Annotated in this window: 17 protein-coding genes and 1 tRNA gene; 9 read left to right on the forward strand and 9 right to left on the reverse strand. The window is 52.3% G+C overall.

What is annotated here, in order from left to right:
- Window positions 1-24 precede the first annotated feature (24 nt).
- The 4 genes from lon to AC55FS_RS10740 all read left to right on the forward strand — a co-directional run bounded on the left by lon (window position 25) and on the right by AC55FS_RS10740 (window position 4,806).
- Window positions 25-2,415, forward strand: a complete 2,391-nt coding sequence (lon, locus tag AC55FS_RS10725) for an endopeptidase La (RefSeq protein WP_496932242.1) — start codon at window positions 25-27, stop codon at window positions 2,413-2,415.
- A 109-nt stretch (window positions 2,416-2,524) separates the two neighbouring features.
- The gene (locus AC55FS_RS10730) at window positions 2,525-2,800 is read left to right on the forward strand and encodes an HU family DNA-binding protein (RefSeq protein ID WP_496932243.1); all 276 of its coding nucleotides are present in this window, start codon (window positions 2,525-2,527) and stop codon (window positions 2,798-2,800) included.
- 18 nt (window positions 2,801-2,818) lie between these two features.
- Window positions 2,819-2,895 (forward strand) — tRNA-Asp (locus tag AC55FS_RS10735).
- 72 nt (window positions 2,896-2,967) lie between these two features.
- On the forward strand, window positions 2,968-4,806 hold the full coding sequence (locus tag AC55FS_RS10740; protein ID WP_496932244.1) for a SurA N-terminal domain-containing protein: 1,839 nt from the start codon (window positions 2,968-2,970) through the stop codon (window positions 4,804-4,806).
- Between the two features lie 113 nt (window positions 4,807-4,919).
- On the opposite strand, the gene AC55FS_RS10745 is transcribed toward AC55FS_RS10740, so the two are convergent.
- On the reverse strand, window positions 4,920-5,234 hold the full coding sequence (locus AC55FS_RS10745; RefSeq protein ID WP_496932245.1) for an SCP2 sterol-binding domain-containing protein: 315 nt from the start codon (window positions 5,232-5,234) through the stop codon (window positions 4,920-4,922).
- 244 nt (window positions 5,235-5,478) lie between these two features.
- Here AC55FS_RS10745 and sohB point away from each other — a divergent pair, with 244 nt between their 5' ends.
- Together sohB and AC55FS_RS10755 are read left to right on the forward strand one after the other, a co-directional pair.
- The gene (sohB, locus tag AC55FS_RS10750; protein ID WP_496932246.1) at window positions 5,479-6,543 is read left to right on the forward strand and encodes a protease SohB; all 1,065 of its coding nucleotides are present in this window, start codon (window positions 5,479-5,481) and stop codon (window positions 6,541-6,543) included.
- A gap of 3 nt (window positions 6,544-6,546) precedes the next feature.
- A complete protein-coding gene (locus AC55FS_RS10755) occupies window positions 6,547-7,539 on the forward strand; it encodes a YhdH/YhfP family quinone oxidoreductase (protein WP_496932247.1) in 993 nt (330 codons plus the stop codon).
- Between the two features lie 6 nt (window positions 7,540-7,545).
- Here AC55FS_RS10755 and AC55FS_RS10760 read toward each other — a convergent pair whose 3' ends face one another.
- From AC55FS_RS10760 to metH, 7 genes are all read right to left on the reverse strand, one after another.
- Window positions 7,546-8,706, reverse strand: a complete 1,161-nt coding sequence (locus AC55FS_RS10760; protein ID WP_496932248.1) for a cation:proton antiporter domain-containing protein — start codon at window positions 8,704-8,706, stop codon at window positions 7,546-7,548.
- 64 nt (window positions 8,707-8,770) lie between these two features.
- Complete coding sequence (locus tag AC55FS_RS10765) at window positions 8,771-9,862, reverse strand: DUF3466 family protein (protein WP_496932249.1); 1,092 nt, start codon at window positions 9,860-9,862, stop codon at window positions 8,771-8,773.
- A 283-nt stretch (window positions 9,863-10,145) separates the two neighbouring features.
- Window positions 10,146-10,637: a DUF934 domain-containing protein gene (locus tag AC55FS_RS10770; RefSeq protein WP_496932250.1), complete on the reverse strand. Its 492-nt coding sequence runs from the start codon at window positions 10,635-10,637 to the stop codon at window positions 10,146-10,148.
- Window positions 10,621-12,282, reverse strand: a complete 1,662-nt coding sequence (locus AC55FS_RS10775) for a nitrite/sulfite reductase (protein WP_496932251.1) — start codon at window positions 12,280-12,282, stop codon at window positions 10,621-10,623. Before AC55FS_RS10775 ends, AC55FS_RS10770 begins: the two co-directional genes overlap by 17 nt.
- Before the next feature lie 100 nt (window positions 12,283-12,382).
- Window positions 12,383-13,189, reverse strand: a complete 807-nt coding sequence (locus AC55FS_RS10780; protein WP_496932252.1) for a glycerophosphodiester phosphodiesterase family protein — start codon at window positions 13,187-13,189, stop codon at window positions 12,383-12,385.
- Entirely contained in the window at window positions 13,168-14,520 is a 1,353-nt protein-coding gene (locus AC55FS_RS10785) for an MATE family efflux transporter (protein WP_496932253.1), read from the reverse strand. The genes AC55FS_RS10780 and AC55FS_RS10785 overlap by 22 nt, the downstream gene beginning before the upstream one ends.
- 20 nt (window positions 14,521-14,540) lie before the next feature.
- Entirely contained in the window at window positions 14,541-18,245 is a 3,705-nt protein-coding gene (metH, locus tag AC55FS_RS10790) for a methionine synthase (protein WP_496932254.1), read from the reverse strand.
- Between the two features lie 163 nt (window positions 18,246-18,408).
- On the opposite strand from metH, the gene nfuA reads away from it, so the two are divergent.
- On the forward strand, window positions 18,409-18,999 hold the full coding sequence (gene nfuA / locus AC55FS_RS10795) for a Fe-S biogenesis protein NfuA (RefSeq protein ID WP_496932255.1): 591 nt from the start codon (window positions 18,409-18,411) through the stop codon (window positions 18,997-18,999).
- A gap of 61 nt (window positions 19,000-19,060) precedes the next feature.
- Here the strand turns inward: nfuA and AC55FS_RS10800 are convergent, their stop codons facing one another.
- Window positions 19,061-19,360, reverse strand: a complete 300-nt coding sequence (locus AC55FS_RS10800) for a PilZ domain-containing protein (protein ID WP_496932256.1) — start codon at window positions 19,358-19,360, stop codon at window positions 19,061-19,063.
- Window positions 19,361-19,539: 179 nt separating this feature from the next.
- On the opposite strand from AC55FS_RS10800, the gene AC55FS_RS10805 reads away from it, so the two are divergent.
- Window positions 19,540-20,700 (forward strand): PP2C family protein-serine/threonine phosphatase, encoded by a 1,161-nt coding sequence (locus AC55FS_RS10805; RefSeq protein ID WP_496932257.1) that lies wholly within the window; start codon window positions 19,540-19,542, stop codon window positions 20,698-20,700.
- A complete protein-coding gene (locus AC55FS_RS10810; RefSeq protein ID WP_496932258.1) occupies window positions 20,697-21,206 on the forward strand; it encodes an STAS domain-containing protein in 510 nt (169 codons plus the stop codon). Before AC55FS_RS10805 ends, AC55FS_RS10810 begins: the two co-directional genes overlap by 4 nt.
- The last annotated feature ends 5 nt before the right edge of the window (window positions 21,207-21,211 follow it).

Below are 21,211 nucleotides of genomic sequence, written 5' to 3' on the forward strand. Positions count from 1 at the left end.
ATACACTTGATTCAGGTATGTTTGATGACACGTGAAGTATTACCCCTGCTGCCACTAAGAGATGTTGTGGTGTTTCCGTCGATGGTTATCCCTCTGTTTGTGGGGCGCGAAAAGTCCATCAGTGCGCTCGAAGAGGCGATGGAAACCGATAAGCGCATCATGTTGGTGGCTCAGAAGGACGCCTCAGACGATGAGCCTGAGCTGGATGGCATGTACAACATGGGAACCGTCGCGACTATTTTGCAGTTGCTGAAGCTTCCTGATGGAACCGTCAAAGTGTTGGTTGAAGGTGAAACACGCGCCAGTTTGGAAACCGTTGAAAATACTGACGACATGATGCGAGCCAGTGTTTCGGTGATTGCCGATGAGGACGGTGCCGAGCGTGAAAATGAGGTGCTGGTTCGTACCTTAACGGGTCACTTCGAGCAGTACGTGCAGCTATCGAAAAAAGTGCCAGGAGAAGTGCTATCGACGATTTCTGGTATTGAAGAAGCCAGTCGATTGGCTGACACCGTTGCGGCTCATATATCGCTCAAACTAGAAGAAAAGCAAGACGTGCTGGAAATGCTCGATGTGCGCGAGCGCGTCGAGCATTTGCTGGAATTAATGGAGTCTGAGATTGATCTGCTGAAGGTTGAGAAGCGTATTCGCGGCCGTGTTAAGAAGCAGATGGAAAAGAGCCAGCGTGAGTACTATTTGAATGAGCAAATGAAGGCCATTCAAAAAGAACTGGGTGATCTTGAAGACGGTGCTAGTGAATTTGACGAGATTGTCGAAAAAATTGAATCGTCTGGTATGACCACTGAGGCCAAAGACAAGGCTGAAGCAGAACTGAAAAAACTTCGCATGATGTCGCCTATGTCGGCCGAGGCGTCAGTTGTTCGTGGCTATCTCGATTGGCTTGTAAACCTGCCATGGAAAAAGCGCTCGCGTGTTAATCACAGTTTAGAAAAGGCGCGTGAAATTCTTGATGCCGACCATTTTGGTCTGGAAGAAGTTAAAGAGCGTATTCTCGAATATTTGGCCGTGCAAAGTCGGGTCAAAAAAGTACGTGGCGCTATTCTATGTCTGGTTGGGCCTCCCGGCGTTGGTAAAACATCGTTGGGGCAGTCGATTGCTCGTGCCACTAATCGCAAATTTGTTCGCATGGCCCTGGGCGGTGTGCGTGATGAGGCTGAAATTCGTGGTCATCGCCGTACCTATATCGGGTCTATGCCGGGTAAGTTGGTACAAAAAATGTCCAAAGTGGCGGTAAAAAATCCGTTATTTTTGCTCGATGAAATCGACAAAATGGGCATGGACCACCGTGGCGATCCAGCATCGGCATTGCTTGAGGTGTTAGATCCTGAGCAAAACAGCCAGTTTGCTGACCACTATCTGGAAGTCGACTTCGATTTATCAGACGTGATGTTTGTGTGTACCTCCAATAGCATGGACATTCCGGGTCCACTATTGGATCGGATGGAAGTTATCCGTATTCCAGGGTACACCGAGGACGAAAAAGTGAGCATTGCGCAGCGTTATTTGCTGCCTAAGCAAATTAAGCAAAACGGCCTGAAAGAAAACGAAATCGATCTTGATGAAGATCGTTTGCGCGACATTATCCGTTATTACACGCGTGAAGCCGGTGTACGTGGCTTGGAGCGTGAGATCGCCAAGTTGTGTCGTCGAGTGGTGAAAGCCAATGCGCTGGCCAAAGAGCACGCCACTCGGGCAATTGATGCCGAATTGTTGCAGGAGTACTTGGGGGTCACTAAATACCGTTATGGTTTGGCTGGCCAAGAGAATCAAATCGGTCAGGTTACCGGTTTGGCTTGGACGTCCGTCGGCGGTGAGTTGTTGACTCTGGAAGCGGCAGCAACTCCCGGTAAGGGGCGTAGTCAAAAGACAGGTTCGCTGGGCGATGTGATGCAGGAATCCATCCAGGCCGCACTGACCGTCGTGCGCAGTCGTGCTGTTGGTATGGGCGTCGATAACGAATACTTTGAAAAGCACGATTTGCACATCCATGTGCCAGAAGGGGCGACTCCCAAAGATGGCCCTAGCGCAGGCATTGGCATGGCAACCGCTTTGGTATCTGTCATCACCTCGATCCCGGTGCGTGCAGACGTGGCGATGACGGGTGAAATCACTCTGCGAGGCAAGGTGTTGGCCATTGGCGGTCTAAAAGAGAAGCTGCTGGCAGCGCATCGCGGTGGCATTAAAACCGTGATCATTCCCAAAGAGAACGAAAAAGATCTGCGTGATATACCTGAAAACATTCAGTCGGAGCTTGAAATTGTTGCGGTTGACTGGATAGATGAGGTGCTGGAGCTGGCATTGGAAAGTCTGCCCGAGGTCGCGGCAGGTGAATTAATCAACAAAGATGAAAATGCGGCGCAGAAAGATGATAAAAGCCGTCCGAGCACCCATTGACGCTGTCAGGGGTGCTTGGTATAAATCATCGCTCTAGCGATATTTTCTGTAGCGATCTCCCAATCGCACATTAGAATTCTTTTTTTGAGCACAGAGTAAGGGGATAAGTGTGAATAAATCTGAACTGATCGACGCTATTGCTGCGTCAGCTGATATTCCGAAAGCTGCCGCAGGGCGTGCATTGGATGCCATGATCGATACCATTGGTGGTGCTCTGAAAGAAGGTGACCAGGTTGCTCTGGTTGGCTTTGGTACCTTTCAGGTGAAAGAGCGCGCTGCTCGTACGGGTCGTAACCCACAAACTGGCGCGCCGATTGAAATCAAAGCAGCACGTGTACCAGGTTTTAAACCAGGTAAAGCGCTGAAAGATTCCGTTAACGGGTAATATCGTTAGCAGAGTTTAGGACCGGTAGTTCAGTTGGTTAGAATACCGGCCTGTCACGCCGGGGGTCGCGGGTTCGAGTCCCGTCCGGTCCGCCAACGATTAAAGCGCATCCGTGATGCGCTTTTTTTGTGTTTGCCGACACCGGCAGCACGGTTAATGGAGGAATCATGTTACAAACCATGCGCGACAATGCCCAGGGGCTAGTGGCTAAGGTCATTGTCGGTTTTATTATTGTGGTGTTTGCACTATTTGGTGTCGAGAGCATCGTAAGCCTGAGTTCAGGTGTGGATGCGCCGGTAACGGTGGGCGATTTCGAAATATCTGAATTAGAAATTTCACGCCAAGTAGAGCAGCAAAAAAACAACATGCGTCGTCAGTTCGGCGATCAGTATGATGACAGTTTATTTAACGATGCTTTTTTTCGTAAAAGTGCCGTGGATCAACTGATCGAGCAGCGCTTGGCATTGCAGAGTGCTGAGCAAATGGGGTTAGCCGTATCGACTGCGCAGCTCGATAAAATGATTGTAAATACGCCGGCTTTTCAGGTTGATGGTGAATTTAACTCGGATCAGTTTGTGAGCATTTTGCGACTCAATGGCTGGACACCGATGAGCTATCGTAATGATCTGGCCAATGATCTGAAGGTCAATCAAGCGCGTGCCGCTCTGGTGCTGAGTAGTTTGGAAACGCCATTTAATGGCCAGCTGGCTACCGCATTGTCACAAGAACAGCGCAATTATCGTTATGTCGAATTTAAGCTGGCAGAGCTCGAAGGAAATATCGAGGTCAGCGAAGACGACATCGCGGCCTATTACGAAGCCAATACCCAGCAATATCAAACAGCTGAAACTGTTGCTGTTAATTACGTCTTGTTAAGCCACGAAGCGATTGCTGCTGAGCAGCAAGTCAGTGATGAAGACATTGAGGCGGCTTATCAGGATTATCAGCAACAGTTAGCCGAAGACGAGCAGCGTGAGGCCAGTCATATCCTGATTGAGCCATCAGACGATCGCACCGATGAGCAAGCGCGTTTGCTGGCTCAGCAGCTCTCTGATCGTGCCCGTGACGGTGAATCGTTCGCTGATCTGGCTGCTGAATATTCGGATGACATTGGTTCTAAGTCTGACGGTGGTTCGCTCGGTATCGCGGCTCGTGGTGCCTTTGTTGATGCTTTTGAACAGGCACTGTATGCCATGGCTGAACCCGGTGACATTAGTGCGCCGGTGAAATCCGAGTATGGTTATCACGTGATTCGTTTCGATGGCACGCACCGTCAGGAAGCTAAGGCTTTGGCCGACGTGCGTAGCGAGCTGGAGCTGCAAATTCGCCAGGGTAAAGCTGAACTGGTGTATGCCGAGCAGTTACAAGAGCTGTCGAACTTGGCTTTCTCCGCGCGTGAGCTTAGGGATATCAGTGATGCCATGGCCTTGGCTGTGCAATCTTCTGATACCTTTAATCGTCGCCAAGGTAGTGGCATTGCTGCGAATGATACTGTGCGTCAGGCGGCTTTCGCTGAGAACGTGTTGCTGGATCGAGAGCTGTCTGAGGTGATCGAGACACCACAAGGTGCATTGGTATTGATGGTCAGCGAGCATACGCCGCAGCAAACCATGCCACTGGAGCAAGTGCGTGATCGCGTTATTGCCAGTGTGAAGCGTGAGCGCGCCGCTGAGCAAGCGAAGCAATTGGCTGAGGCGGCAGCGGAAGATGCAGCATCCGTTGAAAACTGGCAAGCGGTCTCTTCGCTTGCATCAGAGTCATCGTCTGCGCCCAGGGCTGTGCAGCAGCGCGCCTTTGCATTAGCGAAGGGCGAGGCGGAAGCCGTAGCCACACCAGGCGGTCATAGCGCGTTGATTGTTGATGATATTCAGGTAGTGGATTGGCAGCAGCAAACCGCAGAAACGTCTTTGTTAGACCAGTTGCGTATGCGCCGGTCTCGCCAGGATATGGTGAGTTATCAGGGTTATGCCCGAAACACCACCAAGGTCGAGCGTAGCGATAGCTAAGCGAACGATGCTGGTCGATGAGATGAAAAGTATCCGCAGTTCGCTGCGGAGCTTTGCGCGAACATCGCACATAAAAAAAGGGCCCAGCGGCCCTTTTTTTATGTCACTGCAACTTACGCTGGGAACAGTTCACCCAGTTTGGTTGCCAGCATCATGTCGCCTTCAACACGCAGTTGACCAGACATGAAAGCTTGCATGCCGTCGGTTTCGCCGGTTGCAATGCCTTCGAAGGTTTCGGTGTTCATGATCAGAGTAACGTTAGCGTCGTCGTTTTCGCCTTGCTCAACGGCGCAAGCACCATCTTTAACGACCAGGTGATAGGTTTCGCCGTCTTCGATGTTGAATTGGAAAATCAGATCCAGGCCGGCAGCAGCGTCGGCGTTGAACTTGCTGTTCATGGTTTCAATGATTTCTGCAACAGATGCCATGATGAGTATCCTTTTAATACGGGTAAGACAAAGGTTGTGGCTGGCAGGAGTACAGCTGACGTCGGAAATCACTGGGTCAGCATCCCGCACGCGTCTGCAGCCAGACGGCAACACTCTAGGTGGCGGGCTTATGCGTGTCAATGAAAATTCATACGATTGTTTGAATGGCGTCAGCGCTAATGCGTGTGCCCGAAAGCCGCATCAGTTATGCTTGGCGTTTAACCCCAGATGTAAGGAATAGTGAGTGGAATTTTTAGCAGACTACGGTTTGTTTCTCCTCAAAGCGGTCACCATAGTGGTGTCCATTTTGGTGGTCATTGGCGGCATTGCATCGTTAACGATGCGTGGTCGCAGTGACAACGACGGTGAGCTGTCGATTAAAAAGCTGAATGATGAGTTAGATGATCATCAGCAGCAGTTACAGGCCGTTGTATGTGATAAAGAAACTCAAAAAACGCTGGATAAGCAGCATAAAAAGGAAGAGAAGGCTCGTCGTAAAGCCGACAAGAAACGTGCTAAAGATGGCATGGAGCCAACGGCTGAGGAGCGTAAGCGAGTTTATGTACTCGACTTCGATGGTGATATTCGTGCCAGTGATGTGGATCTGCTGCGCGAGGAAATCAGCGCGGTTTTAACTTTTGCACGTAAGAGCGATGAAATCGTGGTGCGACTGGAAAGTGGCGGAGGCATGGTACACAGCTATGGACTGGCGTCGTCACAGCTAAAACGTATCCGTGATCGTGGCATTCACTTGACGGTGTGTGTCGACCAGGTGGCTGCCAGCGGTGGTTATATGATGGCGTGTCTGGCAAATAAGGTTGTGGCCGCTCCCTTTGCCATTATTGGCTCGATTGGCGTGATGGCTCAGTTGCCGAACTTTAATCGTTTATTGAAAAAACACGATGTCGACTTTGAGCTGTTCACCGCGGGTGAATACAAGCGCACGGTCACTATGTTCGGACACAATTCGATCAAAGCCAAAGAGAAATTCCAACACGATTTGGAAGATACTCATGAGTTGTTTAAACAACATGTGCAGCAGCATCGTCCGCGGGTTGATATTGAAGCCGTGGCGACGGGTGATATCTGGTATGGCCAGCAGGCGCTGGAACAAAAGTTGGTCGATGAGATTGGTACCAGTGACGACTATCTGATCAATGCCTGTGAGCATGCCGATGTCTACAGCGTTAAATATGAGCATCGTAAATCACTGCAAGAGAAGTTGGGCATGGCGGTTCAAGTTGGTATTGAGCGGGCTACAGTCCGGCTGTTAACTGCCGCCAACCGGCAGATGCATCACAAGGGGTAATGCATGGGATTTTTGGCGTTTCGAGTTGAGCAGAATGACAACGGCTATGTTGCCCGTTGGCAAGAGCTTGGAAGAGAGAGCTTGCCTGAAGGTGAAGTAGAGATCGAGGTGTTGTATTCCTCGGTTAACTACAAAGACGCTTTGTCTTATCAAGGCAATCGTGGCGTCACTCGTGATTACCCGCATACGCCCGGCATCGATGCTGCTGGGCGCGTGGTTAACAGTGAGGTAGATGATTTTAGTGCCGGTGATGAGGTGGTGGTGTTTGGCTACGACCTTGGCATGAATACCGATGGCGGCTTTGCGCAGCGTATTCGTGTGCCAGCTCAATGGGTGTTGCGCTTGCCCCAGGGGTTAACGGCAGCAGATGCCATGGCGTGGGGAACCGCTGGTTTTACCGCGGCATTGAGTGTGATGAAGCTGCAGCGCAATGGTATTCAGCCAGAGCAAGGGCCAGTGGTGGTAACGGGTGCCAGCGGCGGTGTTGGCTCGGTGGCGGTCGCTTTATTATCGCACTTAGGTTATTCCGTAGTGGCGGTTTCTGGTAAGTCAGAGCAGCAAGATTTTTTGCGCCAGCTCGGTGCCGGTCAAGTCATTGGTCGTGACGAGATATTAGCGGTCAAAGGCAAGGCCATGGCGCGAACCCAATATCAAGCAGCCATAGATACGGTGGGTGGCGATATGATTGCGGCGCTTCTGCCGCAGATTCGTCCCGAAGGTGCTGTGACCACCTGTGGCATGATTGCGGGTACTGAGTTTGAGGTCAGTGTGTTTCCATTTATTTTGCGTGGCGTCAGTTTACTGGGCGTCGATTCCGTCGAGATTGCTCCGACGCTAAAGCAAGCGGTGTTGGATCGGATCGCTAACGAATGGTCGCTGCCGCAGTTGTCACACCTGGTGAACGATATTGGTCGCACTGAGCTGAACTCTGCTTTGGATGCTTTGCTGCAGGGCCGTGGCGTTGGTCGTTACCGCTTGGAGCTGGGGCGCGATTAAGGTGATTTAGTCGCGCCGCAAATGGTCACGGACAGCAATCGGGTTGGGGTAATTAAACACCACAATATAGCTGGAAATGGCAAAGGTGATGATGGCCGTTGCCTGAATGGTGAGGGAGGCTGGTTGCGATAACAGCTTGCTTTCCATGGCAACAAAGGCAATCAGCAGTGAAAATTCACTGATCTGGCCGAGGCGAAAACCAACATCCCAGGCAAGTCTGGGATGTTCACTAAAACCTGCTAGCAAATACCTCAGTACCACAGGCTTTAATACCAGTGCGACCGTTGCTAAAGCGATTGCCGGCCATATCACTTCAGACAATAAGCCCACGTCTAATCCTGCGCCTAACGCAAAAAAGAACATCACCAAGAAAAAGTCGCGCAGTGGCTTCAGGCTTAATGCGATAAATTGGGCGACCGGGCTGGTGGCCAGGGCGACACCGGCGACAAAAGCACCGATTTCGTATGTCAGTCCTAATTTGGCAGCGGCCTCGGCGGCAGCCAGGCACCAGCCAATGGCGAGAATAAATAGATACTCTTGAAAGCGATCAAAGCGCGTAATCAACGGCAGTAGTAACCAACGCACAGCGGCATAGCAGCCGCCTGCCAATGCCGGTACCGCCAGTATCGGTTGCCACAAAGGAATATTTTGCTCTCCAGCCAAAAAGCCTAAGGCAATCAAAGTGGCGATGGCGAGAATGTCTTGAATTAGCAATAAGCCAATCATCAACTCGCCCATATGTTTGTGATGCAATACGGTGGTCGGGAGTAACTTTAAAGCAATGATGGTGGAGGAAAACATCATTGCTAAAGCGATAACCAAGGCATCCATATGTGCAAAGCCAAACACGATGGCAATGGCGTAGCTGCTGGCAGCAAATAGCAGTGAACTTAACAGTGCGACTGTGGTGGCCTGTCGTAATACCGCCAACAGCGCCATCGGCTGCATATCCAGGCCCAGTAAAAATAATAAAAAGATAATGCCAATATGCGACATATTGGATAAGGCTTCCGGATGCTCGATCCAGCCCATGCCAAAGGGCCCCACCAATACCCCCAAGCCGATATAAGCAATGATTAACGGCTGGCGAGTATAGAGGGCTAGGGTTGCCAGGACCGCAGCGCCGGCAAATACGATGAAGAATGCAAAAACGATATCTTGTGGCATGCAAGAAGAGTAAGGGAGGTGCGCGGCAGATGCCAGCAAAAAGCGCTGGCACCGGCTGAGGAAGTTACTCGCTGATCACTCGCAACAGGTAGGCGCGCTCAATGCCTTGGGCATTTACGTAGCTGCCAACGATGTCGCCATTTTGGTTAATGCCGTTGGCTGTGGTCAGCGTGCCTTCAACACTGACCAAACGGTTGAGGTCATACAGCTTGCCGCCGATATAGGCCATGGCACTGTTGTTACCGTCTGGACTGCTGGAATAGCCCACAGCCGTGCCACGGCGGTTGATGTCAAAGAAGATCGACTCAGTGCCACGTTCTTGGCTTAACCCTCCGACCACATGCTGTGTCAGACCGCCGGCAATGGATGGGTACCAGATGGTGGCCTGTACTGAGCTAAAAGGCCTTAGGGTGCTACTACCGGCAACCATGCCATAGTCATTAATTTCCCATCCTTCACTCCATAGTTCCTGAGCTTGTTGCAGCATGGTTAGCCCTTCTGCTGTGACGACAAAACCGCGGTTGGGCTTGCCTGACCAGCGCTCATATTCAAAGCCTGCGATATCACCGAGATTGTTGTTCGCATGAGCGCGACGGTAAAAGGTGTCGTGAGTGGCGACTGGGCTGATTTGCCCTTGCTGCCAAACCACTGCGGTATCTTGTAAGTCACTGGCATGCGACCAACCAACAATCTCGCCCTCATCGTTAATATCTTGCGCGATAGCACTAAGGCTCGTGTCGCCAGTTAATGTCGGCAGTATGTGTGCTTCGCCATCAATAAACTGCAGTGCCACATAATGCCAGCCATTTGAGCTCGTTTCTCTTTGATGGCCGATTATGTTGCCGTGATTATTAATTCTACTCGCTTGTGTATGTTGAGCGATGGCGCTGGCTGTACCTAGGTCGTGCATCGTGCCGTCTTTATAAACAAAGGCGAAGTGGCAATTAACATCGCCGCCACTGGATAAACACTCTTGTCTGTTATCCCGAGCTGACCAGCCAACAATGCTGCCTGCATCGTTAATATCTAGTGCGGCGGCTTCTGGGCCACCCAGCGTGCCTAAATCTTCGAATTGATACTGAGGTACCCCTGCCGTGGTTGCGGCGGATACTGCGCAAGCCAATAGTGACGAGCAGAAGGTGATCATCGATTTCATACAAACTCCTAATGAAATGGGTGGTAGTGCAACTGACTACCTGTTAACAACGATATCATTAGTTAGTGACAAAAATATTATCAAAGATTAAACAGAGTGTTGCTGTTTGTGCCTGCTTATTTGGCTGAAAGTGATTGCATTGACGTAGAAAATGAGTCTGGGCGAGAGCAAAAAAGAAAGCTGACTGGTAGATGCCTATCAGCCAAATTACTGTGGCCGTGAGCTGTAGAAGTCGATGTTGGTGACTAAGAAAAAACCACCGCTTGGCGGTGGTTTTAAAGGATCAAGAGCGGCGTCGAAACAGTGGCCTAGGATCGTTAACGTCACTTTGATAAGCGACGCTAAAGGTGGAAAATGCCGCCAGGGCATCTTCTATGTCCTGATCATCGCGCAAGGCAAAGCGACTAAATCCGCAGCGTTTCATATAAAACAGCTGATCGATCAGTACGTCGCCACAGGCTTGTAATTCACCCTTAAAGCTATAGTGCTGTCGTAACAGTCGGGCGGTGCTGTAGCCGCGGCCATCGCTGAATTTAGGAAAGTCGACGCAAATAAGCGCAAACAGCTCAGCATCTTGCGTCAGCTGGTCGGCGGTTTCATCGCTGTTGAGCAAAATGCCCAGCTGGCCTTGTTGCGCTTGCGCCAATAGCTCATCACGCTGCTGCTGCCAGCGGCTGAGTGAGACAATGGCGTAGGCGTCAATGCCTTGCTGGTCGTCAATAAGATGCCAAGGATCGTTATCAATGGGCTGGGTGGTATTAATCAGCTTTGCCATAAACGGCCTCCTTGAATACGCTGTGACCGGCGCGGCGGTAGGTTTCTAAGAAGGTTTCACCGTCGATGCGCTGTGCTACGTAGCAATCGAGAATTTTGGCAATCACATCAGGCATAGCGTCACGGGCAAAAGAGGGGCCTAAGATTTTGCCCAGCGAGGCATCGTCACCGCTGTTACCGCCTAACGAGATCTGATAAAACTCTTCGCCTTTTTTATCGACCCCCAAAACACCAATGTTGCCAACATGGTGGTGGCCACAAGCATTCATACAGCCGGAAATATTCAGATCTATTTCGCCCAAATCGTGCAGGTAATCCAAGTCGTCAAAACGCACCTGGATGGCTTCGGCAACGGGAATAGACTTGGCATTTGCCAAAGCGCAGAAATCACCGCCCGGGCAGCAGATCATATCGGTCAGCAAGCCTAATGTCGGAGTGGCCAGTCCATTCGCTTTGGCTTGTTGCCACAGCTCGTATAGACGCTGCTGTTCAACGTCCGCCAAAACCAGGTTTTGCTGGTGGGTTGAGCGAATTTCACCAAGGCTGAATTGCTCGGCCAAATCAGCAATAGCATCCATCTGCTCAGCGGTCACATCGCCAGGTGCGTTGCCTTTTTGCTTTAAGCTGAGATTAACAATGGCGTAGCCGGGCTGTTTGTGCGCGCGTACGTTGCGCTGCACCCAGCGGGCAAAGGCAGTATCATCGCTCAGGGCTTGCTGATACTCAGCGGGATTGTCACTGAGTGTTTTGTAGTTAGGCGCGGTGAAGTGTGCTTTGACTCGTTCCAGTTCGTCCTGGGTCAGTTTGTCTTCGCCATCTTTAATGCGCTGCCACTCGGCCTCGACCAGCTCTTGCATACGCTCGACGCCCAGCGCCTTCACCAATATCTTGATGCGAGCTTTGTATTTGTTGTCGCGACGGCCGAACTGGTTGTAAATGCGAATGATGGCATCGAGATAGGTCAGTAGGTCTTGCTCGGGCAGGAAGCTGCGGATCTCAGTGCCAATAATAGGAGTACGGCCAAGGCCGCCGCCCACCAGAATACGATAGCCCAGCTCACCTTGCTCATTGCGCACGATGTTGATGCCGATGTCATGTACTTTCACCGCAGCGCGATCGACGCCCGGTACGGCGTTAACTGCAATTTTGAATTTACGCGGTAAATAAGCGAACTCAGGGTGAAAGGTCGACCACTGACGAATGATTTCGCAGTAAGGGCGAGGGTCCACCAGCTCATCGGCGGTTACGCCAGCAAATTCGTCCGTGGTGGTGTTGCGAATACAGTTGCCGCTGGTTTGCACCGCATGCATTTGCACGCTGGCCAAGCGCTCCAGAATATCCGGGCACTGCTCCAGCTCGGGCCAGTTAAATTGAACATTCTGGCGGGTACTGAAATGGGCATAGCCTTTGTCATAATCACGCGCGACGCTGGCCAGGGTACGCATCTGCTGTGCGTTAAATAAACCATAGGGAATGGCCACCCGCAGCATAGGCGCATAGCGCTGCACATAAATGCCGTTTTGCAGGCGCAAGGGCAAAAATTCTTCTTCTGGAATTTTACCGTCCAGATAGCGGGTCATTTGCCCGCGAAATTGGGCAACCCGCTCGTTCAGCAGTTGCTGGTCGTACTGATCGTAAACGTACATAGCTATCCGGTTAGCGAATTAGAGTGATTATGACGGCGAACCATAGCAAAGCTTGGTTATGCATAAAATGACTATTTATCTATATGGAAATAACCAGAGACTATAATTGTGCCGGTGTATTCCACTGTATCCAATGCCCTCGAAGCCGGGCCGGGAAGTCACTAAAAACGGCGCTCACACCGGCTTGCCACAGCTGTTCGGCCAGGGCGGTATTATTCACGGTAAAGGCGGCGGTGGGAATATATGCATCGGTCAATTGTCGTAGTTGTTGCCAGTCGACTTGATCGGCATCAAAGTGCAGGCTGGAGGCGTTCGCATGCTGCAGTTGCTGCTGCCAGTCATGCTCAATCGTGTCCAGGTTTAACGCTCGTGGTATGTGAGGCAGTTGCTGGCTGGCAAGATTTAGGGCCAATGCATTAAAGCTGCTAAACAGCAGTGGCGGTAGCGATTCAAATTGCTCCAGGGTGGCGCCGATGGCGTGCACGGTATCGGCTTCCAGGCCAGCGGCTGGCTTGATCTCTAGATTCAATGACAATGGCAATGACAGGGCCAGTTGCAGCAGCTCATGCAGGGTTAAAATGGGCGTGCCGCGAAAGCGCTCGTCAAACCAGTGGCCGCTGTCCAGCTGCTTTAGTTGCAGTAGATCATGCTGCACCACCATGCCACTGCCATTAGTGCAGCGGCTTAAATCGTCATCGTGATGGATGACGGCAATGCCATCGGCGCTGATGGTCACGTCGACCTCGGCCCATAGCGCACCTTGCTGATGAGCCAGCTTAATAGCCGGGGAGGTATTTTCGGGAGCGTCGCCACTGGCGCCACGATGGGCGATGACACCCTGCATACTGTGATAAAGCGGCCAAGAAGTGGCGGCTAGGGTGCTGTTCATAATCGAATATTGGCCCATGTTTGAGAGCGCCAGATCATGGCATAAATCAGCGATAACAGGATGCGATGACCGCCTTGTAGCAGCCATACGCCTAACAATCCAAAGCCTGCTATCGGTCCGACAATATAAGCCAGTGGCAATAGTATTAGCCACTGCATCAGTACGTTAATCTTCATGACCTGGCGACTGGCCCCGGCTCCTAGAAGGGCTTGGGTCAGTACCATGGCAATCACTTCAAGACCAATGGCTAGGCCGGTGATGCGCAGCGGCCAGCTGCCGATGGCAATCAAGTGCTCATCGGGTGTAAATAGTCGCAATATGGCATGGGGAAATAGCCATAACGGCAAGCCGATACAGGCCATGATCACCACCGCTAAGCGCACCACTTCCCAGCCCCAACGCTGTGCGTCTTGCGCCTGTTGTTTGCCAAGGGCGTGCCCAACCAAGCTGGTGGAGGCGATACCTAGGCCGACGGCGGGCAATATCAGCACCAGCGCCAAGCTGATCAGAATATGACCGATGGCCTGCTCCTGGGTGCCGATTTGGCCAATGATCCAAAACATAACGCTGGTGCCGAGGGCGAACAGAGTCTGCTGTGCCGAGTTTGGCAAGGCTAAGGCGGCCAAGGTCTTCAGTTCTGGCAGGCGCGGCCAATGCCAGTTGGGTAAGCGCTGGCGATGGTAGTGAAAGGTTAGCCAGGCGTACAACACAGTGCCCAAGGCCATGGCGGCTGCCGTGCCTATGCCAGAGCCTACAGCGCCTAAACCAGGCCAGCCAGCGATGCCAAAAATAAGGACATAGCTAATCAGGGCGTTGGCTAGGTGCATGGCCAGCAATACATACAAATAAATGCGCGACTCACCAATGCCGCTCCAGAAGCCGCGAAAAACGAAGTTCAGAGCGATACAGCTGACGGCTAGGGTGCGCCAATCGAAGTAGGCCATGGCTGTGGCGCTAACGGACGGGTCTGGATTAAACCAGGGAATGAAGTGTGAGCTTAGGGTCAGAAAAAACAGCGTCAGCGGCACCGACAACATCAGTGCCAGAGTTAGCCCGGCAATAAAGGTGTGGCCCATGCGCTGCGGCTGCTCAGCGCCCATGCGCCTGGCGACCAAGGCCTGTACCGCAGAGGACAAGCCCATCACCGTCGATACGACTATAAAACTGGCGTAGCTGCCAACACCGACGGCGGCCAGTGCGTGCTCGCCCAGGCGCCCGACCATGGCGGCATCGACCAGATTGATCAGGCTCTGTGACAGCATGGCGCCGATAATAGGCAAGCCAATGGCCATGATGCGCTTTAACCGGCTGCTGTCGATGGCCGTGATGGTGGCTAAAAGTTGAATCAATTACTTAACAATACAGTGGTTTATGGCTCATAGCTCAAGTTGGGAGACAACCATCTTTCAAGGCTGGCCAGTGTCATGCCCTTACGCTCGGCCAGATTATTCACCTGGTCACGATCAATTTTGCCAACGCCAAAATACTTGGCTTGTGGGTGGGCAAAATACCAGCCGCTCACCGAGGCAGCGGGAGTCATAGCAAATGACTCCGTTAGGCTCACGCCGGTATGCTGCTCAGCGTCCAGCAAGCGGAATAGGGTGGCCTTTTCAGTGTGGTCGGGGCAGGCGGGGTAGCCTGGCGCCGGACGAATACCTTGGTAGGCCTCTTTGATCAGTTGCTCATTGCTGAGCGTTTCCTCGCAGGCATAGCCCCACAGCTCCTTACGCACTTTTTCATGCATGCGCTCAGCAAATGCTTCGGCCAATCGGTCAGCTAAGGCTTTTATCATGATGCTGTTGTAGTCGTCGTGCTGTTGATCGTATTGCTTGGCTAGCTGCTCGGCTTCAATACCGGCAGTAACAACAAATCCACCGAGGTGGTCTGGTTGACCTTCGGGGGCGATAAAGTCGGCCAAGGAGTAATTCGGCTGACCGCCCGGCTTAGTATTTTGCTGGCGCAAGTGATGCAGTACGGCCAGTTCTTCACTGCGTTCTTGATTGAACACGACGATGTCATCACTGCCACGGCGCTGCGCTGGCCACAAGCCGACCACCGCTTTAGCGGTAAACAACTTGTCATCGACGATGCGTTGCAGCATGGCCTTGGCATCTTCATAGAGGTTGCGTGCAGCTTCGCCAACGACCTCGTCATTGAGGATGTTGGGGAACTTACCGGCCAGTTCCCAGGAGATAAAAAACGGCGTCCAGTCGATGTAATCGACCAGCTCGCTGACGTCAAAATCTTCGAATACGTGCAGCCCAGGTTGTTTAGGTGCCACCGGTGGGAACTGCTGCCAGTCGGGCTTAAAGTCATTGTCACAGGCCGCGCTATAGCTCAGCAGGGACTTAGCTTTGCGGTTGGCGTTGCGTTCACGCACCTTGACGTATTCGTTGCGCACATCGTCAATAAACAACGGCTTGTCTTGTTGCGATACCAGCTTTTGTGCCACCCCCACAGCGCGCGAGGCATCGGCAACGTATACCGCAATGTCGTGACTGAATTGTGGTTCAATCTTCACCGCGGTATGAGCTTTAGAGGTGGTGGCACCACCGATCAGCAGCGGAATGTGGAAATCGAGGCGCTGCATTTCGCGTGCAACGTGGACCATTTCATCCAATGACGGGGTAATCAGTCCGGATAAGCCGATGATGTCGACTTGCTCCTCGCGCGCCACCTTTAAGATTTTCTCGGCAGGCACCATAACGCCCAGGTCAATGACCTCAAAGTTGTTGCACTGCAATACCACGCCGACGATGTTTTTACCGATGTCGTGTACGTCGCCTTTGACCGTGGCCATCAAAATCTTGCCTTGGCTTTCGGTTTTGCCGTCTTTTTCTTCCTCAATAAAAGGCAGCAAATACGCCACGGCTTGTTTCATCACCCGTGCGCTTTTGACCACTTGCGGCAAAAACATTTTGCCGGAGCCAAACAAGTCACCGACCACGTTCATGCCATCCATCAAGGGCCCTTCGATGACTTCAATCGGCCGCGCGAATTGCTGGCGGGCTTCTTCTGTGTCTTGCTCAACATAAGCGTTGATGCCTTTTACCAAAGCATGGCTTAAACGCTCATTGACTGGCAGAGAGCGCCAGGCCTCGTCTTCTTTTTCCTGTACGCTGCCGTCGCCGCGGTATTGCTCAGCAATTTCCAGCAAGCGGTCAGTGGCATCGGCGCGGCGGTTGAGAATGACATCTTCAACACGCTCTTTTAGCTCGGCTGGCAGATCGTCGTATACCGCCAGTTGCCCGGCGTTAACGATGCCCATGCTCAAGCCATTGCGGATGGCGTGATACAAAAATACAGAATGAATGGCTTCGCGCACAGGATCATTGCCGCGGAACGAAAACGATACATTACTGACGCCGCCGGAAATTTTGGCGTGGGGCAGCTGGCTGGAAATAAACCCACAGCTATTGATGAAGTCAACGGCGTAGTTGTTGTGTTCATCGATGCCAGTGGCGACGGCGAAGATGTTTGGATCAAAAATAATGTCTTGGGGCGGGAAGCCAACCTGATCCACCAAGATGCGATACGAGCGCTGGCAAATCTCGTTTTTGCGCGCTTCCGCATCCGCCTGACCGGTCTCATCAAAGGCCATGACCACCACCGCGGCACCGTAACGCATGCAACGCCGTGCCTTATCGATAAAGTCGGCTTCGCCTTCTTTCAAACTGATGGAGTTGACGATGGCCTTGCCTTGAATGCACTTCAGGCCTTCTTCAATGATGTCCCACTTGGATGAATCCACCATGATGGGCACACGGGCAATATCAGGCTCAGCGGCAATCAAGTTCAGGTAGCGCACCATGGCTGCCTTGGAATCCAGCATGCCTTCGTCCATGTTGATGTCGATCACCTGGGCGCCGTTCTCTACCTGTTGGCGTGCCACTTCCAGTGCTTCGTCAAAGCTTTCTTCTTTGATCAAACGCTTGAAGCGGGCTGAACCGGTGACATTGGTGCGCTCGCCGACGTTTACAAACAGGCTGCTGTGGTCGAAGTTGAAGGGCTCTAGGCCGGCCAGGCGACAGGCGGGTGCAATGTCGGGTAATGCTCGAGGAGCAAATTCGTTGACGGCGTCAGCGATGGCGCGAATGTGTTCAGGAGCCGTGCCGCAGCAACCGCCGACAATGTTTAAAAAGCCGCTGGCGGCAAATTCTGCAACGATGGCGGCCATCTCCGCCGGCGTTTGATCGTACTCACCAAATTCGTTTGGCAGACCGGCATTAGGATGAGCGGAAATATGGGTGCTGGCTTTATGGGACAGCTCCTCGATATGAGGTCGTAGCTCCTCGGCGCCCAGTGCACAGTTAAGGCCGATAGAAATGGGCTTGGCGTGGGCGATGGAGTTCCAGAAGGCTTCAGCCGTTTGCCCTGACAAGGTACGGCCAGAGGCATCGGTAATGGTGCCGGAGATCATAATGGGCAAGGTTTCGCCGCAGGCTTCAAACACCGACTGGGCGGCAAAGATGGCTGCCTTGGCATTGAGGGTGTCGAACACGGTCTCAATCAAAATCAAATCGGCGCCGCCGTCGATCAGCGCTGCGGTGGCTTCGGTGTATTCCGCCACCAGTTGATCAAAGGTGATGGCGCGATAGCCAGGGTCGTTAACATCTGGAGAAATCGAGGCGGTTTTGCTGGTTGGGCCTAATACACCGGCGACAAAGCGCGGCACGCCGGTTTCTGCTGCAACTTCATCGGCGACCGTGCGCGCCAAGCGGGCGGCGTCACGATTCAGCTCGGGTACCAGGTGAGCGAGTTGGTAGTCGGCCTGGGACACCCGCGTTGAGTTAAAGGTGTTGGTCTCAATGATGTCAGCACCTGCTCGCAGGTACTGGCGATGCATATCGGCAATCAGCTCAGGCTGGGTCAATACCAGCAGGTCGTTGTTACCCTTTACTTCCTGGCTTAGGTCGGCAAAACGCTCACCGCGATAGTCTTTTTCTTCCAGCTGGTGGGTTTGAATCAAAGTACCCATGCCACCATCGAGAATCATAATACGCTGGCTTAGCGCCTGATGGAGTTGTTGTAAGCGTTGTTGACGGGAAAGTGGGGGTAAAGCAGTTTGATTCATCTGATTGGATTCCGTTGACTGTTCGCCAGGCCACAAACGGCGGCCGGCGATTGTAGCAGAAGCTGGGATGCTGTGTCCTGGCTTACCCTAGTAAAACGCTAGGGTATTCAAGGGTTGGGTAGCATGCTGTATAGTGTCGGCAATCTTGATTGCAGGTGAACACATGACTCAGTACGTGAACATTACACCCGATGCCGAAAGCTACCTTGCTGATTTGCTGTCCAAGCAAAATGTTGAGGGCATGGCGGTGCGCATCTTCATCACTCAGCCCGGTACCAAATACGCGGAGACATGCTTGGCCTATTGTCGTCCGGAAGAAGTGAATGACAAGGATGAAGTGCAGCCGATGGAGCTGTTAACGGTGTATGTTGAGGCAATGAGCATTCCTTACCTGGATGAGGCCGTGATCGATTTTGCCAAAGACCGTATGGGTGGTCAGCTCACCATCAAGGCTCCAAACGCGAAAATGCCCAAGGTCACCGCCGATAGCCCGGTGGAAGAGCGTATCAATTATTTGCTGTACACCGAAATTAACCCAGGTTTGGCTGCCCACGGCGGTGAGGTTAGTCTGGTTGAACTGACGTCCGATGGCATTGCAGTACTGAAGTTTGGTGGTGGTTGCCAGGGTTGCAGCGCGGTTGATATGACTTTAAAAGACGGGGTAGAAGCCAGTCTGATTGCTAAGATACCGGAAGTTACCGGGGTGCGCGATGTCACCGATCACACCGTCACTGATAACGCCTATTTTCAATAGGCGCTGCAGTGACGGCTTCAACGTGACGTCTATAAAAAACGGCAACTCGAGTTGCCGTTTTTTATTTGAAGTCGGAGATGGTGGCTCCGAAGCGGTAACTGCCGTTTTCCTCTTCCACTCGACAGACGGTAATGTTGGCGCTGAATGGCGCGGTATTTTCTCCCCCACTAACAATGTGTAGCGTTCCTTGTGTGCCTATCGGCAAGGGTTCGCTGCAGGCGAGTTGCACTCCGGTGCTGCTTAAATCGAGACAGGTCAGCTGCAAATCACGTCCATCTTCCAGTCTAAGAGAGGCTGGTGTCTGGATTTGCATGCGCATGAAATCGCGCTTTTCATGGTAGGTGCGTGCCAGTGTCGTCATAAGCATTCTCCTTATTAGGTCAGTTCGATACTAACACCCCTGTGTGAAAAGTGTACAAGGGACATGAGCTAATAACTTGTCATTAATGACTGCTTGCTAGGCCGTAAGCGCGTTGTGATATTGCAACCCTATGCGGTTGGCGGTACTGTTCGCCCATTCTGATTTCCGGGAGTTTGCAGATGGCCGCAGCGGTGCTGGTCATTGACGATGATACGCAGCAATGCCAACGCCACGTGCAGTATCTGCAAAAACGTGGCTACCAAGCTCAGGCTCTGGCGGGTGGAAATCTCTCTGGTTGGCTGCATGAGCACCCAGTGGCAGCAATTGTGTGTGCCCTAGGGCGACATGGCTGTGAGGTGCTGACATCGTTTAAGCAGCAATTTCCTGCAGCGCCTTTAGTGGTGCTGTCGTATTCAACCCACAGTGACGATGTGCTTCAGGCGCTGCGTGCCGGGGCTGATGATTATCTCATTCTGCCGCTCGATAATCTCGAAGTGCTGGGGTTATCGGTCGACAAGGCGGTGCAGCATGCTCGTATCGAAGCTGAAAATAAGGCCTATCGAGAGCATCTGGAAGTTACCAATCGTGAGCTGCAGCGTCATTTGGACGAACTGCGCTCAGATCAACAAGCCGGTCGCCAAGCGCAGTTGCGTATGCTGCCAGAGCCGCTGCACAAAACCGGTTTGACTATTTCGCATCAGGTGATTTCGTCACTGATGCTCAGTGGGGATTTTCTCGACTATTTTGAGTTGGATCAAAGACGCTTGGTGTTTTACGTTGCCGATGTCTCTGGTCATGGGGCCTCATCTGCGTTTGTCACCGTGTTACTGAAAAACCTGACCTATCGCTTGCGGCGTAATTTGCGCCGCGGTTCCAGCGACGACCTCAATGACCCGTCGCGGGTACTTGAGCGCATTAATAGTGAGCTGCTGGCGTCGCAGCTGGGCAAGCACCTGACCATTGTTTATGCCATTTACGATTTTGTCACCAGTGAGATGGTCTATAGCGTTGGCGGCCATTTGCCCATGCCCGTGCTGGTATCGCAAGGTAGGGCTCAGTATCTGGAGGGCAGTGGTATGCCGGTCGGCTTGTTTGCCAAAGCTCAGTATCAAAATTACCACTGTACCTTGCCGGAGCCATTTACTTTGTGGATGTTTTCAGACGGCATACTGGAAATCATCGAGCAGCCGACCTTGAATGATAAAGAGGCCGAGCTGCTGTCGTTGGCGGTTCGGGCCGAAGGAAGCGCCGAGCGTTTAACGTCTATGCTGGGCTTGGCAATGGATGCTGAAGTGCCCGACGACATCGCCATGTTGGTGGTGAACAGGGAGGGGATATGACATCAGGTGAGGTGTTTGTCGCATTTGTCGATGGCGTTCATATTGTTCGGCTGGTCGGCGACGTGCGTCTTAATCTGTGTTCGGCGCTGGAACGTTATCTTGATGACATTCTGACGCGCCCGGACTTCCATCAGGTCGTTGTTGACCTCAGCGACGCCGTCGGTGTTGATAGCACCACCTTGGGGCAAATTGCCAAGATTGCTATCTTGGCGCAGGAACGTTTTGCTATTCGCCCCACCATAGTGTCACCCAACGCAGACATCACCCGCATTTTGCTGAGCATGGGCTTTGATCAGGTGTTTAACCTGGTCAAGGAACCGATTGCCACCGATGCTGAGTTTGAACAGTGGGCTGCGCGTGAGGTGTGTGAAGATCAAGCACGGGAACAGGTGATCGATGCACACAAAGTGCTGATGAGTCTGAATAAAAACAACGAACATACCTTTCGGGAGCTGGTTGATTCGCTAGAAGCCGATCGCCAAGCTGCTAATCCAGAAAAACCTTAAACAGC

The organism is Bacterioplanes sp. CLAM21, assembly GCF_059641015.1.